Below are 16,980 nucleotides of genomic sequence, written 5' to 3' on the forward strand. Positions count from 1 at the left end.
ACTCCCTCTCCCGCTTGCGGGAGAGGGTTGGGGTGAGGGCGGGAGCTTCCACGAAGTACAACGGCCTCGTGCTTGCCACACGCCGGCCCTCCCCCGCCCCTCTCCCGCGCGCGGGAGAGGGGAGCAAACCACCGCAAGCAACAAGGCTCAACGTCCCTCACCCCAACCCCCGCATCGCCAGCTCCCCACCCAGCACCAGCAACCCGCAGAAAAACAGCTTGCGAAAGCGCTCCGGACTGATCCTGTGGCGCAGCCACTGCCCGAGAAACATGCCGCCCAGCGCAGGCACCAGCGCAAGCGCAGACGCCCCGAGCACCGGCATGTGCAGCAACGCCCCGCCCAGCGCCAGGCTGACCGCCAGCGCGACGGTCGACACCGTGAACGACAGGCCCAGCGCCTGCACCAGGCTCTCCTTGTCCAGCCCCAGCCCTTGCAGGTAGGGCACCGCCGGAATCACGAACACGCCCGTGACCGCGGTGATGCCGCCCGTCACCAGTCCGACCAGCGGCCCGAGCCAGCGTTCGGCGCCGGCCGGCACCGTCAGCTTTACCGCGGCCAGACCCACCACCGCGTACAGCACCAGCGCGACGCCCAGCGCGGAAGTCGCGTGCGTCATCATGCCGGCCGGAAGCAGTGCCGCGCACAGCCAGGTGCCGGCGCAGATCGCCGCAAGCATCGGCCACAGGCGCCGCACCAGCAGCCCGAAGCGCGGGCCGCTGAACAACTGCACCACGTTGGTCACCATCGACGGCGCCACCAGCAGCGCCGCGGCCTGCGCGGGCGGCATCACCAGCCCCAGCATGCCCACCGCGACCGTGGGCAGGCCCAGCCCGACCACGCCCTTGACGAAGCCCGCCAGCAGGAAGGTCAGGCCGATAAACGCGGCCTGCGTGCCCATCGATTCCATCGTCATCACCGCGTCCTCAGTCCGCGTCGCGGTCGTGCACGGCGCGGCTGTCCGCCGGCGCCTGCTCGCGCGCATCGAGCCCGTAGTCGCGCAGCACCTGCGCCACGCGCAGCCGGTAGCCGGCAAACACGCCGCCGCGCCCGGCGGCCTGCGCCTGGCGATGCGCCAGCGTATTGCGCCAGGCGATCACCGCGGCTTCGTCGCGGAAGAACGACAGCGACAGCAGCTTGTCAGGATTGGTCAGGCTCCGGAAGCGCTCCACCGAGATAAAGCCGTCGATGGCCTCGAGCTGCGGGCGCAGGTGCGCGGCGATGTCGAGGTAGCTGTCCTGCCGGCCCGGCGCGGGCTCGGCTTCGAAGATGACGGCGATCATGCTGGTCTCCATGAGATCAAAGGAAATGGGGAATGCGCGCATTCAGCGACGGACGATAGCGGAATGCCTGCGCCAGCGCAGCCGGATCGGCGCCCCGCGCACGCAGCGCGGCCACCGTGGCGCCGGCCAGCGCCTGCGCCAGCCGGTCGCCGGGGCACGCGTGGCGGCCATGGCCGAAGGTCCATGCCCGCCCGTCGTGCGCAAGGCCGCTGCACGATGCCGCCGCCAGCAGCACCAGCACCGTGTCGCCGGCCCTGACGGCGTGACCGCACAGTCGGGTATTGGCGGCAACGAACCGGCGCGTGTTCTGCACCGGCGGGTCCGCCTGCGCGACGCGCGTCACCACGGCCTCCAGCGGCGTATCGCCCTGCGCGGGATGGCGCCCCAGCCATAGCAGTGTGTTGCCCGCCAGCGCGGCAGTCGCTTCGCAGGCCTGGACCAGCACGCCGATGATATTGGCGGCGACCGCCTGCGCTTCGATGCCGGCGGCCTGTGCCGCGTGCTGCAGCGCCGGCAGCGGGCCGTCGGCCGCCACGCCGCTGGCCAGCGACGACGCCAGCCATGTGCCGAGCCACCGCGCGGCGGCGGCACCGGCGCGCACGGTGTCGGCGTCCGCCAGCGGCGACTGGGCGGCGGCGAAGGCCGCGACCTGTTGCGCGACCTCGACCGCCATGCCGGGCTTGTGCGCGACTGGCAGGCCGAGCACCGAGGCCACCGTGACGACGGGCAACGCAAACAGCCAGCGGTTGACCGACGCGGCCGGCATCGCGGCGTGCGCGCCGTCGCCGGCATCCAGCACCTGCGCCATCGCGGCGGCCTGCCGCGCCGCGTGGCCCGCCTCCACCGCCGCCAGCATCGGCATCAGCAACGCCTTCAGCGGCGCATGCGCGGCGCCATCGTTCATGCGGATCAGCCGGCCGAACAGGTCACCGGCGGCAGTGCCGGCGAGCGTGGGCGGCACCGGCTGCGTGGCCGGACGCACGCGGCAGTCGGGATGGGAAAGCACGGCTGCCACCTCGCGCGGCCCGGCGGCCACCCACAGCCCCAGGCGTGGGTCGCGAAAGAAGGGGCGGGTAGCGGCCAGTTCACGGTAGTAGGGATACGGGTCGGGATGCGTGACGGCGCTGAGCGGGTCGATTCCGGCAAAGGGAGCAGTGATGGTTTCTGGCATGGCGGCGCGAATCGCATGTATGGGCTGGCTGCGCCGCAATTCCTGGCGCACACCGGCATCATGCCGCCGCGGCCGGGACGGAAGCTTCACGCTGTCGTGAAGGGTCGAATGCAGGACGCTGCGGCCCGGCGATTGGTTGTATGCTTTGAGCACGGCGTGCCGGGCGCCTTCGCGCGGCAGCGCCGGCAGCGCGGCCCTTACCGCGCTGCCGGCCACGCCCTACCAAGTACGGCGGTGACGACATGAAGCGTGTTCACGCACTGGTTGTGGCCGGCATCATGCTGGCGGCGTGCGTTTCCACCGGCGTCGACGTGAAGCCCGAGCAATTGTCGAACTTCCTGCCCGGTTTTTCCACGCTCGACGAGGTCACCGCGCAGCTCGGCCCGCCTTCCTCGCACGCCACGCTGCGCGACGGGTCGACCATCCTGCTCTACTCGTTCGCGACGTCCCAGCCGCACCCCGAGAGCTTTATTCCGTTCATCGGCCCGTTGTTTGCCGGCGGCGCGATCCGCGCTTCGACGGTGCTGTTCGAATTCGACCAGAACGGCGTCCTCAGGAGCCAGCGCCGCACCACCTCGAGCGGGGTCTCGGGATGGAGCGTGCTGACTCCTGGTGCGCTGCCCGGCACGCCGCAGTAAGCAATACAACCCGTCACTTGGCACCGGGCACGATGGTCACGCGTCCATTGGCGTAACCTGCCCATCGGCGCGCACCGCCACCGGCGCATCGTTGCGATGCGCCAGCCGGTACAGCACCGGCAGCACCAGCAGCGTCAGCGCCGTCGACGACAGGATGCCGCCGATCACCACCGTCGCCAGCGGCCGCTGCACCTCGGCGCCGGTGCCGGTGGCCAGCGCCATCGGCACGAAGCCGAGCGACGCCACCAGCGCCGTCATCAGCACCGGGCGCAGCCGCGTCAGCGCGCCTGCGCGGATGGCATGGTCCAGGCCGTGGCCGGCCTCGCGCAGCGAGCGGATGAACGACAGCATCACCAGCCCGTTGAGCACCGCGACGCCGCACAGCGCGATAAAGCCCACCGCCGCCGAGATCGACAACGGGATGCCGCGCAGCCACAGCGCCAGGATGCCGCCGGTCAGCGCGAACGGAATCCCGGTGAAGACCAGCAGGCCATCCTTGACGTTGCCGAACATGGCGAACAGCAGCACGAACACCAGCCCCAGCGCCAGCGGCACCACCACGCGCAGCCGCGCGGTGGCGGACTGCAACTGCTCGAAGGTGCCGCCCCAGCTGGTCCAGTAGCCGGCGGGGATTTGCACGCGCGCGCGGATCGCGGCCTCGGCCTCGGGTACGAAGCTGCCGATATCGCGCCCGCGCACATTGGCGCTGACGACGATGCGGCGCTTGCCGTTCTCGCGCGAGACCTGGTTGGGGCCCGGCGCCATCTCCACGCTGGCGACTTCGCTTAGCGGGATGTAGCTGGTGCGCGCACCGGCGTCCCTGGGAAGCGCCACCGGCAGGCGCCGCAGCGCGTCGACGTCGGCGCGCACGGCCTCGGGCAGGCGCACCACGATATCGAAGCGCCGGTCGCCGCTGAAGAAGGTGCCGGACACCTTGCCGCCGATGCCGATCGACACCGCGTCCTGGATATCGCTCAGGTTCAGCCCGTAGCGCGCGGCCTGGTTGCGGTCGATCTGCACCGTCAGCATCGGCAGCCCGGTGGTCTGCTCGACCTTGACCTCGGCCGCGCCCGGAATGCCCTGCAGCACCGCGGCGATGCGGCTGGCGGTCTGCTCCAGCACGGCGTTGTCGTCGCCGAAAACCTTGACCGCCACGTCCGAGCGCACGCCCGAGATCAGCTCGTTGAAGCGCAGCTGGATCGGTTGCGAGAACTCGTAGTTGTTGCCCGGCAGCTTGCCCACTTCGGCGCGGATCGCGGCGATCAGCGCGTCGCGCGTGCGGCGCGGCTCGGGCCATTGCGATTCGGGCTTGAGCATGATGTAGCCGTCGGAGATATTCGGCGGCATCGGGTCCGAGGCAATCTCCGCGGTGCCGGTGCGGGCAAAGATGCGCGCGATCTCCGGGAATTTGGCCTTCAGCGCGATCTCCACCTGCTGCTGCATCGCCACCGATTGCGTCAGGCTGGTGCCGGGTATGCGCAGCGCCTGCACCGCGAGGTCGCCCTCGTTGAGGCTGGGCACGAACTCACTGCCCAGGCGCGTGGCCATCGCCAGGCACAACACCACGGCGACGCCGGCGCCGGCCAGCACCACCGGCGTCGACGCCAGCGCGCGCTCCAGCAGCACCGCGTAGCGGCGTCGCGCCCACGCCATCAGCCGGTTCTCGCGCTCGGCCACGCGGTTGCCGATAAACAGCGCCACCGCCGCGGGCACGAAGGTCACCGACAGCACCATCGCCCCCAGCAGCGCCAGCACCACGGTAAAGGCCATCGGATGGAACATCTTGCCCTCGACCCCGGTGAGCGCGAAGATCGGCAGGTACACCACCATGATGATCAGCTGGCCGTACAGCAGCGGCCGGCGCGCCTCGCGTGCCGCGGCAAACACTTCCTGCAGGCGTTCGTCGCGCGTCAGCGCGCGGCCCTGGCTGGCCTGCACATGCGCCAGCCGGCGCACGCAGTTCTCGACGATCACCACCGCGCCGTCGACGATGATGCCGAAGTCCAGCGCGCCCAGGCTCATCAGGTTGGCGCTGATGCGGTAGTGGACCATGCCGGTGAAGGTGAACAGCATCGACAGCGGGATCACCAGCGCGGTGATCAGTGCCGCGCGCAGGTTGCCCAGGAACAGGAACAGGATGGCGATCACCAGCACCGCGCCTTCCAGCAGGTTCTTCCTGACCGTGGCGATGGCCTTGTCGACCAGCGTGGTGCGGTCGTACACGGTGACGGCCTGCACCCCCGCCGGCAGCGTGCGGTTGATCTCGGCCATCTTGCGGTCGACCGCCTGCGACACCGCGCGGCTGTTCTCGCCGATCAGCATGAACACCGTGCCCAGCACCACCTCGCGGCCGTTCTCGGTGGCCGCGCCGGTGCGCAGCTCGCCGCCGGTCTGCACCGTGGCCACGTCGCGCACGCGGATGGGCTGGCCCTGCGCGCTGCCGACGATCACGTCGCCGATCTCATCGAGCGAGCGCACCTGGCCCGGCACGCGCACCAGGTACTGCTCGCCGCGGCGCTCGATATAGCCGGCGCCGACGTTATCGTTGTTCTTCTCCAGCGCGCCGACCACATCGGACAGCGCCAGCCCGTACGACGCCATGCGTGCCAGGTCTGGCGCCACCACGTAGGCGCGCGCATGGCCGCCGATGGCATTGACCTCGGTCACGCCCGGCACGTTGCGCAGCTGCGGCCGGATCACCCAGTCCTGGATCTCGCGCAGGTCGGACAGCGTGTAGGCGCTGCCATCGGCCTTGCGTGCGCCGGGCCCGGCCTCGACCGTCCACAGGTAGATCTCGCCCAGGCCGGTCGAGATCGGCCCCATCGCGGGCGTGATGCCGGTCGGAAGCTGGTCGCGCGCCTCCTGGATGCGCTGGTTGACCAGCTGGCGCGCAAAGTGGATGTCGGTGCCGTCGCGGAAGATCACCGTCACCTGCGACAGGCCGTAGCGCGACAGCGATCGGGTCTGTTCCAGCCCGGGCAGGCCCGCCATCACGGTCTCGACGGGGTAGGTGATGCGCTGCTCGGTCTCCAGCGGCGAATAGCCCGGCGCGGCGGTATTGATCTGCACCTGCACGTTGGTGATGTCGGGCACCGCGTCGATCGGCAGCCGGGTGTAGCTGTACAGGCCCAGCGCGGCCATGCCCAGCACCGCCAGCAGCACCAGCCAGCGTTGCGCAATGGCAAAGCGGATCAGGCGTTCGAACATGGGCACCTCCCGCTCAGTGCTCATGCCCGGCGCTGGCCTTGCCCAGCTCGGACTTGAGGATAAAGCTGTTGGCCGCGGCGTAGCGCGCGCCGGCCTGCAGGCCCCGGGTCACCTCGACCCGCTTGCCATCGGAGCGCCCGGTCTGGACCGGCTGCACCGCAAACCCGTCCGGCACCGCGACGAACACCACGCTCTGGCCATCGACCTGCTGCACCGCGTCGGCTGCCACCGTCACCGGCACCTGTACCGGCGCGCCCAGCACGCTGACCGTGACGAACAGCCCGGGCCGCCAGGCCGTGCCCGGATTGGCCAGCGTCACGCGCGCCCTGGCGGTGCGGGTCTGCTCGCCCAGCAAGGCGCCGACGTAGGACACCTTGCCTTCGGCCTGCGTGGCAGAGGCGCTGGAGCGCACCGTGACCGCCTCGCCCACGCGCACGTGGTCCAGGTCGCGCGCGGACACCACGAACTCGGCCCATACCGAACTCAGGTCCGAGACCGTGAAGACGCTGGCGTCTTCCTTGACCGCTTCGCCCAGCGACAGGTGTTTCTCGACCACGATGCCGTCGAACGGCGCGCGCAGCGCGAACTGGTTCAGCCCGCCGCCGGCCCCGCCGCGCTCGGCGGCGCCGATCGCGGTGAGCTTCTGTCGTGCGTTCTGCACCGCGATCTGCGCCTCCTCCAGCGCGGTGCGCGCCTGCTGGTAGTCCTGCTCGGCGGAGATTTTCTCCTGCCACAGCGTCTGCTCGCGCGCATAGGTGGCCCGCGCCAGCGCCTCGCGCTTCTGCGCGGCCAGCAGTTCGCTGCGCTGCTCCGCCACCGTGGTGCTGGCAATCAGCGCCAGCACCTCGCCCTGGCGCACCGGCTGGCCCAGGCTGGCCGGCACCGCCTGCGCCACGCCCGCCACGCGCGGCACCACGTGCGCGGTGCGGTCGTCGTTGAAGCGGATCTCGCCGGGGAAATCGACGCTGCTGCGCAGCGCCGCAGCCGCAGCGGTGGCCATGCCGATGCCGGCCTGCTCGATCTGCGCCGGCGTCAGCGCGATCACGTGCGGCTTGCCTTCGGCTTGCGGTTGCGCCGCGGGCGCGCTGGCGCCGGCATGCGCCACCGCCTTGCCCGCCATCTTGTCCGCTTCCTCGCCGTGCTCGTGCCCGTGTTCGTCGCCATGTCCGGCATGCCCGTGCGCAGCCTCGCCGGTGGCGCCGCCCCCCGTGCCGGTGAACAGGATCGCCGCGCTGCCCAGCAGCCCCGCGAACAGGATGGCCGCCACGGCGGCCCGTTGTTGCTTGCTCATTGCCATGTCTGCAGCTTCCGTATCAGTGTCCGAGGATGCGGTCGATGCTGGCGGCCGCGTCATAGGTGCGGGCCAGCACGTCCAGGTAGCGGATGCGCGCCTGGAACAGCGTGCGCTGGGCATCCAGCACGTCGAGGAAATTGAACTTGCCGGCCTCGAACCCGCGCGAGGCGGCGGCGTAGGCCTGTTCCGCCGCCGGCAGCACCGAGGCCTGCAGCGTCTGCGCCGCGGCGCGCGACACCGACAGCTGTGTCGAAGCCTGCTGCAGCTCGCCTTGCAAACGCACGCGCGTGGCGGCGTGCGCATCCTGTGCGCCGTCGGCACGGCGCAGCGCCGCGTACAGGTTGCCCTGGTTGCGGTCGAACAGCGGCAGCGGAATCGCCACGCCCAGCACCGCCATGTTGCGGTTGGCCTCGTTGTCGCGCTTGGCGCCCACGCTCACGGTCACGTCGGGATACTGGCGGCTGCGCTGCACCGCCACTTCGGCACGGCTGCGCTCCGCCGCCAGGCGGCTGGCTTCCAGCAACGGCGAGTCTGCCAGCGCCGCCTGCAACGCGGCCGGCGCGGGCCGCGACGGCAGGACATCGAGATCGCCCTGCCCCTGCGCAAAACGGGGTGTGCTTTCGCCCCACAGTGCCGCCAGCGACTGCCGCGCGGACTGCAGCGCGCCGGTGGCCTCGGCCAGCTCCAGCTCGGCGTTGGCCTGCTCGACGCTGGCGCGTGTGGCCTCCAGCGGGGCCACCTTGCCGGCGGCGACACGCCGGCCGGCGGCGTTAGCGGCCTGGCTGGCGATGCCGACCGAAGCCTCGGCGAGCCGGACACGCTCCTGCGCCACCAGCACGCCGAAGAAGCGCGCGATCACCGCGGCGCGCAGCTCGGCCCGTGTGCTGCCCAGCTCGGCCTGCGCCAGCTCGCGGCCGCGCTCGGCCAGGCCGATGCGCGCGGCGCGCTTGCCGCCCAGCTCGACCGGCAGGTTGACCTGGCCGGTGGTCGCGCGCGACGCCTTCCTCGTGTCTTCCATCGACACAGCCAGTTCCGGGTTGGGCAGCACGCGCGCCTGGATCAGGTCGCCTTCGGTGGCGTCAAGCTCCTTGCCGGCGGCGGACAGGGTGAAACTGCCGGCTTCCGCCAGCGCCAGCGCGGCATCGAGGGTCAGCGTCCCGGCCGGCTGCGTTGCGCCGGCAGGCGCGGGAGCCGACGGCAGCGCCACGGCGGCGGGCGGCGTCTGCGCGACACCGGGGAAAGGGCTGGATAGCACGGCCGCCAGCCCGAGCGGCAGCAAAAGTCTTCGCATCGAATTGCACCAGAAGAAAACCGGGGAAATTCGGCGAGACGTCCGACGTCATGCGGTCATGACGCCAGCAGGCGATCGCAAGGGATCGGGATAGCGGGGAAGCGTCGTCTCGCCGGCTAAGCGAGACGCGGCCACTGCGGCCGGTCGGGCGCGCGCGCGCTGTGCGAGGAGAAGCGGGGCTGCGGCACCGGCGGCGCCAGCTCCACGCGGCGCAGCGCAGGCACATCCTGCGCATCGGCCGGCGCGAAAGGCAGCGAGGCGATATGGCAGACGCCGCAGTCGGGGTCGGCCAGGTTCAACTTGGCCTTTTCCTGCGCAGGATCGGTTTGCTGGTCCGGCTTGCCGCTGCCGGCCTGGTGCCGGTGCTCATGGTGGCCGAAATGGGCCCTGGACAGCGCGACCTCGTGCCCACAATACGCGGCCGCTCCCGCCCAGGCGAACTGGAGCGGCAGGACGAGCGCAAGGAGGACGAGCAGGAGCCGTTGCATGAATGGTGAGATCGGCGCAGCAGGCGCGACGAGCGGGGCGCCGGCGGCGAGTCGCAAGTTTAACCGAGGCGCGGCGGGCAAGCGGCAACGGGGTCATTACATTTGCGTCATCGCAGGCGTGCGCGCTGCCCGGCAAGCTTGTTCAGTATTTTTGAATAACTCATCCGGCAAAGCGCCCGCTTGCTTCATGGCTTGGCTCCTATAGTTCCGTACATGAACGGCACGCACACAAAGCAACGCCTTCTGACAAATTCAACAAGCTAACGGAGAAACACCATGACCAAGACCACCCGCCTCGCTTCCGCCCTGCTCCTGACCCTGGCCGCGCTGGGCGCAGCGCAAGCCGCGACCGCCACCGACGCCCTGCCCGGCGACAAGTACGGCTACAGCTTCCGCAGCACCGTGCCGGGCGACAAGTATGGTTATGAGTTCCGCAGCCACGACGCCTTCACCGACGGCGCCCGCGCCGGCAAGGCCGATCCCTTTACCGACGGTGCCCGGACCGGCAAGGCCGACCCCTTCACCGACGGGGCCCGCACCGTGGCCGGACTGGACCGCAGCGGCGTATCGGCAGCGCCTGCCCGCAGCTTCGATACCTTTACCGAAGGCAGCCGCGCCGGCAGTTTCGATCCCTACGGCGAAGGCGCCCGCGCCTGAGAGGCCCGCCTCCCCCGCAGCGAGAAAACCAGAAGGAAGGCCAGCGCCAGCGCTGGCCTTTTGTCATTCGTCGCGCCCCAGCCGGTGCATGGCTTCGCGCAGCGTGCGCATCTGTGCGCTGAAGCGAGTGCAGGCATCGCAGATCGCCAGGTGCGAGCGCATGCGCAGCCGCTCCGCCCAGGACAGCGGCAGGTCCAGGCTCTTCATGGTCAGGTGGTGGACCTCTTCGCAGTCCGGCAGCAGCCGGCGCGGCGGGCGGGAAGGTGGGGTTTCCGGCATGTTGGTCGGTGGCGGTTCGGTGGCGTGGACGCGTGAGCGGGCTCAACCGGCCTTGCCGGGCCGGCCGCGCTGGCCGAACCAGTGCAGTTCCAGGCATTCGCGCAGGCGCATGCGGGCCCGGTAGAGCATCGCCCACGCATTGGTCGCGCTGATCTGCAAATGCTGACAGATTTCCTCGGTGTCCAGCTCCAGCCATTCCCGCATCATGAAGATGCGGCCGGTGCGCGCCGGCAGTCGGTCCACGCATAGCTGCAGGATCTCGAAGAACTCGCGGCGCTCGAACGCGCGCTCCGGGTCGCCCCAGTCGGAGGGCGGATCCTGGTAGTGGCCGTTGCGCGTGAACAGGGCGTCGAAGGCGTCGTCGTCGGACTGCGGCTGGCCGTCGCCGTCGCTCGCGAGCGCCAGCCTGACCTCGCGCCTGCCGCTGCGCAGCGCGTCGATGATCTTGTGCTTGAGGATGCCGACCAGGTAGGTGCGCAGCGCGGACTGGCCGGCAAAGCGCTCCGGATGCTCGAGCGCGGCCAGCAGCGTTTCCGAGACGGCATCCTCGGCCACCGCCTCATCGCGCAGCTGCAGGCGCGCGAAGCGCAACAGGTAGGGGCGTAGCGCCTGCAGTTCGGCTGGGTCGAGGCTCATCGGGGATCAGGGGGCGGTTGCCTGGTCGGATGCGCCATCATACCCGCGCCCTGCCCTGTGCCGGTATGCCGCAGTGGTCAGCCGATGCCGCGGAACTGCCCGCACAGGCGGAACACATCCATCGTCAGCGCAATCTCCCTGGCCTTGCCGTAGCGCGTTGCCAGCTTCAGCAGCTCCTTGATGTCGCGCCCGCTCGCGCTGGGGTAGGCGTCGGTCAGCGCGTCGATCAGCGCATCGTCCAGTTCCGCGCCGAACTGCGCCGCCTGCAGGCGCCACAGCCGCACGGCATCCTCGCGGCACGGCGTGGTGTAGTGGATGGTGGCGATGCAGCGCGACAGGATGGCATCGTCGACGTCGCCGATGCGGTTGGTGGTCATGAACAGCAAGCCGCTGAAGTACTCCAGCGTGCGCAGGAACTCGGCGACGATGGCGTTGTGCTCGAGGTCATTGGCGCGCCGGCGGATATAGACGTCGGCCTCGTCCAGCAGCAGGATCGCATTCCAGCGCATGGCGCGGCGCAGGATGGTCATCAGCGTGGCCCCCACCGACGCCGCGGTGGTGCCAAGCTGCCCGGAGTGCACGCGGTACAGCGGCTTGCCGACCACCTCGGCATAGACCTCGGCGGTCAGTGTCTTGCCCAGGCCCGGCGCGCCCTGGCACAGGATGGTGGTGCCGCCGGACTTGCCCGGCACGAAGTCCGGCGCCAGCATGTCCATGTGCGAGGTCAGGACGTCGATCAGGTCGCGGTGATGCGCGGGCAGCACCAGCTTGTCGCGCAGGGCGGGCTGGTAGCGGTACTCGGCCAGGTGCTGCACGTGCACCCAGATATTGCGGTGCCACTCCAGGTGGAACAGGTGCACGTAGCCATGCAGCGGCACGCGCTCGAAGCCCTCCATGATGCCCGCCTCGCGCCAGAACGACGGGTCGCAGGTCATCTCGAAACGGCGCTCCAGCCGCTCTTCGTCATTCACGCAGCGCGCGCCCGCGGCGTCGGCGATCGGGATCAGCTCCGCCGCGCCCTTGGCATCGACCGAGAACGCCGCGCGCATCGCCACGCACTGCGCGCCGAAGCCGCGCTGGAAGCGCACGAAGCGCTGCGCGTGCTGTTCATATTCCTGGCGGAATTCCGCGCACTCCTTGTAGAAGCCGAATTCAGCCAGCAACTCCGGGATGGTTCGGTTGGCGATATCGTCGCGCGTGATCACCATCGACGTGGTCATGCCCGAGCGGCGCAGGTGGTGGTCGGTCAGCGCGGAGTTGGCCGACTGCATCGTGTTGGCGAGCAAATCCACCACCACGTAGGCCATGCCCTGCTCGGGCAATACATAGCGCATGCGGCGCACCAGCCAGGGCAGCAGCACGCCGTCGCGGTTGCGCTGGTACAGCCAGCCGTCGATGGCATCGCGCGACAGGTAGGCGGCCAGCCCCGCCACCAGCTGGTCCAGCCCCGGAATCACGCGCGCCTGCGGCGCGTTGTAGATGTTGTCCAGCGCCAGCATCTGGAACATCAGCGCGCGTTCGTTCTGCGTCTTGCTGAGCGTATAGAGCGAACTGAGCGCGTGCGCGTCGAACAGCTTGCTCGACACCAGCATATTGCCGTGGCACACGCCATGCTGCTGCAGCTGCCGGGCCAGCGGCGAACCGGTTTCGAGCATCGCCAGCAGGGGATGGATCAGCGCCTCCGGAATCTCGAAATCCATGTACCGCACTCCCGTTCAATGGCGTGGCCGCGCCGGCCAGCGGCCAGGGTTTCACTGCAGGAAGAAATCGATCGCGCGCTCGACCACGGGCGCATGGATGACATGGGTCCCGTCGAACTCGACGTATTCCACGTCATAGCCCGCGGCGCGCAGCCTGGCCGCATGCGCGCGTCCGCTGGTGGCAATAGGCAGCTGCTCGTCGGCCAGCCCGTGCGCGACGAATACCCTGGGAATACCGGTCTGCATGAACACCGACATGAAGCCGCCGGAAAACGCGATCACATGGCTGGCGATATCGCCATTGGTAATGCCCAGCGACAGCGCATAGCTGGCGCCGTCCGAGAATCCGGCAAAGGCCAGCCGCCGCGGATCGATGCGGTAGTCATCGTCAACTCTACTGTGTATGTATGACGTCACTTACCCAAGTGCATCCGCAAAATTTCTTAGGCTCTAGGCTTAAGTTTAGCGTAAACGCTAATTATATAGCTATAGCGTTCTGTACCGGGCGAGCATATGTCGGTAGAAAAAGGTACTTCCGAGAGCACTCTTTGACGGGATGGACCTTCTTCACGCGGTCGGCCAAGCTATCCGACTCGCTCGCGAACAAGCAGGACTCACTCAGCAACAGCTTAGTGAGCTTTCCGGCGTTCATGTCGTCTCTCTAAGCAAAGTCGAGCGGGGCGCTACCGAAGCCCGTCTGCTTACGTTGGACGCGCTTGCGATCGCCTTATCCCTCCCTCTATCCGACTTACTGCGCAACGCAGAAGTTATACGGTCGCTCCATCCTGCGAAGGACGCCAACAACAAACGGCCTTCGACCGCATAGCTAATTCCGCTCCTTGTTTCTTGAGGCTGGTCACCCGCTGCGCCAGCCGTCGCACAGTCTGCGAATGCGTCCGCGCAAGATCAGCTTGAGGCGAACGTATTCCGCTTAGCCGCGATGGTTCTCTATTCCCGCTTCCCTTGTGAAGCCGAGCTTCCTGATGGCGGCGAGCAACCGGTACTTTGCCATGCATCCGGCTGAACAACTTGACGCAGTCGAAGTGGTCAGGCGCGGCTGGGTCGTCAGTTTGGCTCCGTGACCGACTCAGTCTCCGACTTCAAACGCGGCCACGCCAAAGCGGCAGCGAACGAATTGCTTAACCTCACGTGTACCGCACCATAGGCACCGCCTAGCTTACTGGCGGCAGCAGGGACGTCGGATGGACGTCTATTTGTTGGCTGCTGTACCGGGGTGCCTCTCGCTGTCGTTATTGAGAGACTGTCGTCGACAGGCCTAAGGGGATCGAGACAATGCGCCGGCATGCCTTTGAAGTAACTATGGCGGCCTCACCCGTGCAGAGAATCGACCCGCACGGCAAACAATGTGGACGAGCACGCAATGTTGCGCGCTTTACGCGACGCCGTGGCGACGACGCATTACCCGAGGAACAGGCGGTCGAGGAGCGACGCGCCAGCTGAGACGACCACTACGGAAGGTAATCTGCCGCGGCCCCCCCGAGCGACAGACCACCGGCGCGGGCCGTGCGCTTCTGCGGTTTGGCCACCGTTTCGCGCGGGGTAGTGGTGCGCGACGGAATATTAGGCGTCTCGCTACGTGGAAGTCTATTATAAGTAGCTTCTGGCGCACTTCCATTCGAAAAGAATGAACCTGGTGTGCCAGGTCCGCCAACAATGGGCCGCGCCACCAACCATCTGCCTGACTTGTCAATAAAGTCAGGAAAGCTAGTGCACAGGCCAGTTTGCGAGTTTTTTGCTGTGCCTTTCTCTGTGCTTATTGTCGCAGTTTGTACGACTTTATTGTCCGCGCACACTCGTCCAGCGCTGATGACGTCTCTTTGTAAGAACTTAATTTGCTTGTAAGAACTTAATTTGCTTGTAAGAACTTAATTAGCACCGCTCACCAGCAATCCCCCCGCGTCCTATACTCCGCATCACACCCTTCACCCAACCCCAAACCATGGATTACACCCCCGGCATCAGCCACCTCGCCAGCCTGCTCGCCGACCCGGGCCGTGCCGCCATGCTGTGGGCGCTGATGGACGGCAGCGCCCGGCCCGCCGGCGAGCTGGCGTTGATTGCCGGCCTGTCGGCGTCTTCGACCAGCGGGCACCTGGCGCGCCTGTCCGAGGGCGGCCTGCTGGTGGCGGAGACGCGCGGGCGCAACCGCTATTACCGGCTGGCGGCGCCGGAGATCGGCGTGGCGATCGAGGCGCTGGCGTCGGCATCGCTGGCGAGCCAGCCGCCGCGGCTGCGCGCGGTGCCGGTGTCGCGCACGGCGCCGCCGGCGCTGCGGCAGGCGCGCACCTGCTATGACCACCTGGCGGGCGAGCTGGCGGTGGGGCTGTTCGAGCGCATGACGCAGTCGCGCTGGCTGATGCTGGACGGGCCGCGGGTCGAGCTCAGCGGCGACGGCGCGCAGGCGCTGGGCGGGCTGGGCGTGGACGTGGAGGCGGCGCGCCGCAAGCGGCGGCAGTTTGCCTGCACCTGCCCGGACTGGAGCGAGCGCAAGCCGCACCTGGGCGGCGCGCTCGGCGCGGCGCTGCTGGGCAGCCTGCTGGCGCGCGGCTGGGTCGAGCCGACGCGCACCTCGCGCGCGCTGCGCGTGACACCGGCCGGCCAACGCGAGATCATCCGCATCGCGGCCTAGCGCGCCGCGGCAACCGGAGAAAAAAGATGGCCACACCGCTGGACGACGACACGCAGGACGCGATCGCGCGTTTCTTCGCCCTGATCAACCTTGGCGACAGCGCCCAGACCTCGGCGCAGCTGGCGATGTTCGAGGATGCCCTGCTCGATGCCGAGGACGACGACACCGAGGGGCCGGAACTGCTGTGGGTGATCCGCGAGGTCATCGACTGGCAGTCCGGGTTCTTTGTCGACTGGAAGGATGCGCAGTCCTTTATCGGCTGCCTGAACCAGCTGTGCGAGCGCATGGACCTGGAGCTCGACTGGGGCACCGATGACCCCGAGGACGAAGCCTTCCTGGAGAGCACCAGCGTGCCGGAACTGATGGAGCTGGTGCACAACCAGCTGCGCGTGGCCGGCTATACGCTATGGAACTGGGATACCGGCGGCGACGCCTACGCCGGCTGGATCACGCGCAGCGAGGACGATGAAGAGATGCTGGACCTGGCCGAGACCCTGCGCTTCGAGGTGCGGCCGGCGGACCAGCCTTACTGAACGCCGCGTCGACGCTTGCGTGGCGTGAAGGGACAAGCCGGCGCCGGCGCACCGGCCCGGCTGCGCGCCTAGTCGAACAGGATCACCGAGCGCGCCAGTTCGCCGCGGCGCAGTTCGTCGAAGGCGTCGTTGATGCGGTCCAGCGGCAGCCGCTGCGCGATCAGCTCATCCAGGTGCAGGCGGCCGGCCATGTAGAAGTCCACCATGCGCGGCATGTCCACCGGGAAGCGGTTGGACCCCATCAGCGAGCCCTGGATGCGCTTCTCGCCGAGGAAATCGCTGCCCTTGAGCTCGATCTTGACGCCCGGCGCGATCATGCCGATGACCGTGGCGGTGCCGCCGCGGCGCAGCATGGCAAAGGCCTGCTCGGTGGTCTCCTTCAGGCCGATGGCCTCGAAGGCATGGTGCACGCCGCCGCCGGTGAGGGCGCGCACCGCGTCCAGCACGTTGCCCTCGCTGGCATCGATCACGTCGGTCGCGCCGAACTTGCGGGCAAGCTCCAGCTTGCCGGGCAAGCGGTCGATGGCGATGATGCGGCCCGCGCCGGCAATGGCGGCGCTGTTGACCGTGGCCAGCCCGATGCCGCCGCAGCCGATCACGGCGACGGTCTCGCCCGGCTGCACCCTGGCGGTATGGATCACGGCGCCCATGCCGGTGGTCACCGCGCAGCCGATCAGCGCGGCGCGGTCCAGCGGCATGTCGCGCCGGATCGCCACCAGCGCGTGCTCATGGATCAGCATCTGCTCGGCGAAGGCCGACAGGTTCAGGAACTGGTGCATGGCGTTGCCATGGGCGGCCTGCAAGCGCGGCGCTTCGTCTTCGCGGCGGCGGGTATCGGGCTCGGTGCACAGCGACAGGTGGCCGGTCAGGCAATGTTCGCAATGGCCGCAGTAGGCCGACAGGCAGGTGATCACGTGGTCGCCGGGCTTGACCGTGCGGACTTCGGCGCCGACCTGCTCGACCACGCCCGCGGCCTCGTGGCCCGGGATGGTGGGGACGGGATGCGGGTAGGCGCCGTCGACGAAGTGCAGGTCCGAGTGGCACACGCCGACGGCGGCGGTGCGCACCAGCACTTCGCGCGGTCCGGGCTTGCCGATGGCCACGTCTTCGATCACCAGCGGCGTCCGGGGTTGATGCAGCACTGCAGCTTTCATGG

The 16,980-nt window shown here is 68.9% G+C and carries 16 protein-coding genes and 1 pseudogene; 5 read left to right on the forward strand and 12 right to left on the reverse strand.

Annotated features, from left to right (window positions below):
• Positions 1–157: 157 nt before the first annotated feature.
• The 3 genes from A3AG_RS0111740 to A3AG_RS0111750 are packed head-to-tail and all read right to left on the reverse strand — an operon-like array spanning position 158 to position 2,451.
• The gene (locus A3AG_RS0111740) at positions 158–913 is read right to left on the reverse strand and encodes a sulfite exporter TauE/SafE family protein (protein ID WP_018005585.1); all 756 of its coding nucleotides are present in this window, start codon (positions 911–913) and stop codon (positions 158–160) included.
• Between the two features lie 10 nt (positions 914–923).
• Positions 924–1,280: an antibiotic biosynthesis monooxygenase family protein gene (locus tag A3AG_RS0111745; protein ID WP_018005586.1), complete on the reverse strand. Its 357-nt coding sequence runs from the start codon at positions 1,278–1,280 to the stop codon at positions 924–926.
• A gap of 16 nt (positions 1,281–1,296) precedes the next feature.
• Positions 1,297–2,451 (reverse strand): cytochrome P450 family protein, encoded by a 1,155-nt coding sequence (locus A3AG_RS0111750; RefSeq protein ID WP_026164124.1) that lies wholly within the window; start codon positions 2,449–2,451, stop codon positions 1,297–1,299.
• 242 nt (positions 2,452–2,693) lie between these two features.
• Between A3AG_RS0111750 and A3AG_RS0111755 the strand changes: the two genes are divergently transcribed.
• Positions 2,694–3,089, forward strand: a complete 396-nt coding sequence (locus A3AG_RS0111755) for an META domain-containing protein (protein ID WP_018005588.1) — start codon at positions 2,694–2,696, stop codon at positions 3,087–3,089.
• Between the two features lie 36 nt (positions 3,090–3,125).
• Here A3AG_RS0111755 and A3AG_RS0111760 read toward each other — a convergent pair whose 3' ends face one another.
• The 4 genes from A3AG_RS0111760 to czcI all read right to left on the reverse strand — a co-directional run bounded on the left by A3AG_RS0111760 (position 3,126) and on the right by czcI (position 9,369).
• A complete protein-coding gene (locus tag A3AG_RS0111760; RefSeq protein ID WP_018005589.1) occupies positions 3,126–6,296 on the reverse strand; it encodes a CusA/CzcA family heavy metal efflux RND transporter in 3,171 nt (1,056 codons plus the stop codon).
• A gap of 13 nt (positions 6,297–6,309) precedes the next feature.
• Entirely contained in the window at positions 6,310–7,593 is a 1,284-nt protein-coding gene (locus A3AG_RS0111765) for an efflux RND transporter periplasmic adaptor subunit (protein ID WP_018005590.1), read from the reverse strand.
• A gap of 16 nt (positions 7,594–7,609) precedes the next feature.
• Positions 7,610–8,881: a TolC family protein gene (locus tag A3AG_RS0111770; protein ID WP_018005591.1), complete on the reverse strand. Its 1,272-nt coding sequence runs from the start codon at positions 8,879–8,881 to the stop codon at positions 7,610–7,612.
• A 116-nt stretch (positions 8,882–8,997) separates the two neighbouring features.
• Positions 8,998–9,369, reverse strand: a complete 372-nt coding sequence (gene czcI, locus A3AG_RS0111775) for a cation efflux protein, CzcI family (protein WP_018005592.1) — start codon at positions 9,367–9,369, stop codon at positions 8,998–9,000.
• A 276-nt stretch (positions 9,370–9,645) separates the two neighbouring features.
• Here czcI and A3AG_RS0111780 point away from each other — a divergent pair, with 276 nt between their 5' ends.
• A complete protein-coding gene (locus A3AG_RS0111780) occupies positions 9,646–10,026 on the forward strand; it encodes a hypothetical protein (protein ID WP_018005593.1) in 381 nt (126 codons plus the stop codon).
• Positions 10,027–10,089: 63 nt separating this feature from the next.
• Here A3AG_RS0111780 and A3AG_RS0111785 read toward each other — a convergent pair whose 3' ends face one another.
• From A3AG_RS0111785 to A3AG_RS31600, 4 genes and pseudogenes are all read right to left on the reverse strand, one after another.
• Positions 10,090–10,305 (reverse strand): zf-HC2 domain-containing protein, encoded by a 216-nt coding sequence (locus A3AG_RS0111785; RefSeq protein WP_018005594.1) that lies wholly within the window; start codon positions 10,303–10,305, stop codon positions 10,090–10,092.
• Positions 10,306–10,347: 42 nt separating this feature from the next.
• The gene (locus tag A3AG_RS0111790) at positions 10,348–10,941 is read right to left on the reverse strand and encodes a sigma-70 family RNA polymerase sigma factor (RefSeq protein WP_026164125.1); all 594 of its coding nucleotides are present in this window, start codon (positions 10,939–10,941) and stop codon (positions 10,348–10,350) included.
• A 77-nt stretch (positions 10,942–11,018) separates the two neighbouring features.
• Positions 11,019–12,641, reverse strand: coding sequence for an ATP-binding protein (locus A3AG_RS0111795; RefSeq protein ID WP_018005595.1), 1,623 nt, complete (start codon positions 12,639–12,641; stop codon positions 11,019–11,021).
• Positions 12,642–12,692: 51 nt separating this feature from the next.
• Positions 12,693–13,034, reverse strand: a pseudogene (locus A3AG_RS31600) (alpha/beta hydrolase); the annotation flags it as partial.
• A 163-nt stretch (positions 13,035–13,197) separates the two neighbouring features.
• On the opposite strand from A3AG_RS31600, the gene A3AG_RS34830 reads away from it, so the two are divergent.
• The 3 genes from A3AG_RS34830 (at position 13,198) to A3AG_RS0111810 (ending at position 15,824) form a co-directional block, all read left to right on the forward strand.
• On the forward strand, positions 13,198–13,467 hold the full coding sequence (locus tag A3AG_RS34830; RefSeq protein WP_081610721.1) for a helix-turn-helix domain-containing protein: 270 nt from the start codon (positions 13,198–13,200) through the stop codon (positions 13,465–13,467).
• A gap of 1,134 nt (positions 13,468–14,601) precedes the next feature.
• Positions 14,602–15,291: an ArsR/SmtB family transcription factor gene (locus A3AG_RS0111805; RefSeq protein ID WP_018005597.1), complete on the forward strand. Its 690-nt coding sequence runs from the start codon at positions 14,602–14,604 to the stop codon at positions 15,289–15,291.
• Between the two features lie 26 nt (positions 15,292–15,317).
• Positions 15,318–15,824: a DUF6630 family protein gene (locus A3AG_RS0111810; RefSeq protein WP_018005598.1), complete on the forward strand. Its 507-nt coding sequence runs from the start codon at positions 15,318–15,320 to the stop codon at positions 15,822–15,824.
• Between the two features lie 68 nt (positions 15,825–15,892).
• Here the strand turns inward: A3AG_RS0111810 and A3AG_RS0111815 are convergent, their stop codons facing one another.
• A complete protein-coding gene (locus A3AG_RS0111815; protein ID WP_020384452.1) occupies positions 15,893–16,978 on the reverse strand; it encodes a Zn-dependent alcohol dehydrogenase in 1,086 nt (361 codons plus the stop codon).
• Positions 16,979–16,980: the final 2 nt, after the last annotated feature.

The sequence above is a fragment of the Cupriavidus neocaledonicus genome (assembly GCF_000372525.1).
GTDB lineage: Bacteria > Pseudomonadota > Gammaproteobacteria > Burkholderiales > Burkholderiaceae > Cupriavidus > Cupriavidus neocaledonicus.

What these genes read in the sequence shown, in the direction of transcription:
- A3AG_RS0111740 (WP_018005585.1), bottom strand. Translation starts at nt 913, where the DNA reads ATGACGATGGAATCGATGGGCACGCAGGCCGCGTTTATCGGCCTGACC.
- A3AG_RS0111745 (WP_018005586.1), bottom strand. Translation starts at nt 1,280, where the DNA reads ATGATCGCCGTCATCTTCGAAGCCGAGCCCGCGCCGGGCCGGCAGGAC.
- A3AG_RS0111750 (WP_026164124.1), bottom strand. Translation starts at nt 2,451, where the DNA reads ATGCCAGAAACCATCACTGCTCCCTTTGCCGGAATCGACCCGCTCAGC.
- A3AG_RS0111755 (WP_018005588.1), top strand. Translation starts at nt 2,694, where the DNA reads ATGAAGCGTGTTCACGCACTGGTTGTGGCCGGCATCATGCTGGCGGCG.
- A3AG_RS0111760 (WP_018005589.1), bottom strand. Translation starts at nt 6,296, where the DNA reads ATGTTCGAACGCCTGATCCGCTTTGCCATTGCGCAACGCTGGCTGGTG.
- A3AG_RS0111765 (WP_018005590.1), bottom strand. Translation starts at nt 7,593, where the DNA reads ATGGCAATGAGCAAGCAACAACGGGCCGCCGTGGCGGCCATCCTGTTC.
- A3AG_RS0111770 (WP_018005591.1), bottom strand. Translation starts at nt 8,881, where the DNA reads ATGCGAAGACTTTTGCTGCCGCTCGGGCTGGCGGCCGTGCTATCCAGC.
- czcI (WP_018005592.1), bottom strand. Translation starts at nt 9,369, where the DNA reads ATGCAACGGCTCCTGCTCGTCCTCCTTGCGCTCGTCCTGCCGCTCCAG.
- A3AG_RS0111780 (WP_018005593.1), top strand. Translation starts at nt 9,646, where the DNA reads ATGACCAAGACCACCCGCCTCGCTTCCGCCCTGCTCCTGACCCTGGCC.
- A3AG_RS0111785 (WP_018005594.1), bottom strand. Translation starts at nt 10,305, where the DNA reads ATGCCGGAAACCCCACCTTCCCGCCCGCCGCGCCGGCTGCTGCCGGAC.
- A3AG_RS0111790 (WP_026164125.1), bottom strand. Translation starts at nt 10,941, where the DNA reads ATGAGCCTCGACCCAGCCGAACTGCAGGCGCTACGCCCCTACCTGTTG.
- A3AG_RS0111795 (WP_018005595.1), bottom strand. Translation starts at nt 12,641, where the DNA reads ATGGATTTCGAGATTCCGGAGGCGCTGATCCATCCCCTGCTGGCGATG.
- A3AG_RS34830 (WP_081610721.1), top strand. Translation starts at nt 13,198, where the DNA reads ATGGACCTTCTTCACGCGGTCGGCCAAGCTATCCGACTCGCTCGCGAA.
- A3AG_RS0111805 (WP_018005597.1), top strand. Translation starts at nt 14,602, where the DNA reads ATGGATTACACCCCCGGCATCAGCCACCTCGCCAGCCTGCTCGCCGAC.
- A3AG_RS0111810 (WP_018005598.1), top strand. Translation starts at nt 15,318, where the DNA reads ATGGCCACACCGCTGGACGACGACACGCAGGACGCGATCGCGCGTTTC.
- A3AG_RS0111815 (WP_020384452.1), bottom strand. Translation starts at nt 16,978, where the DNA reads ATGAAAGCTGCAGTGCTGCATCAACCCCGGACGCCGCTGGTGATCGAA.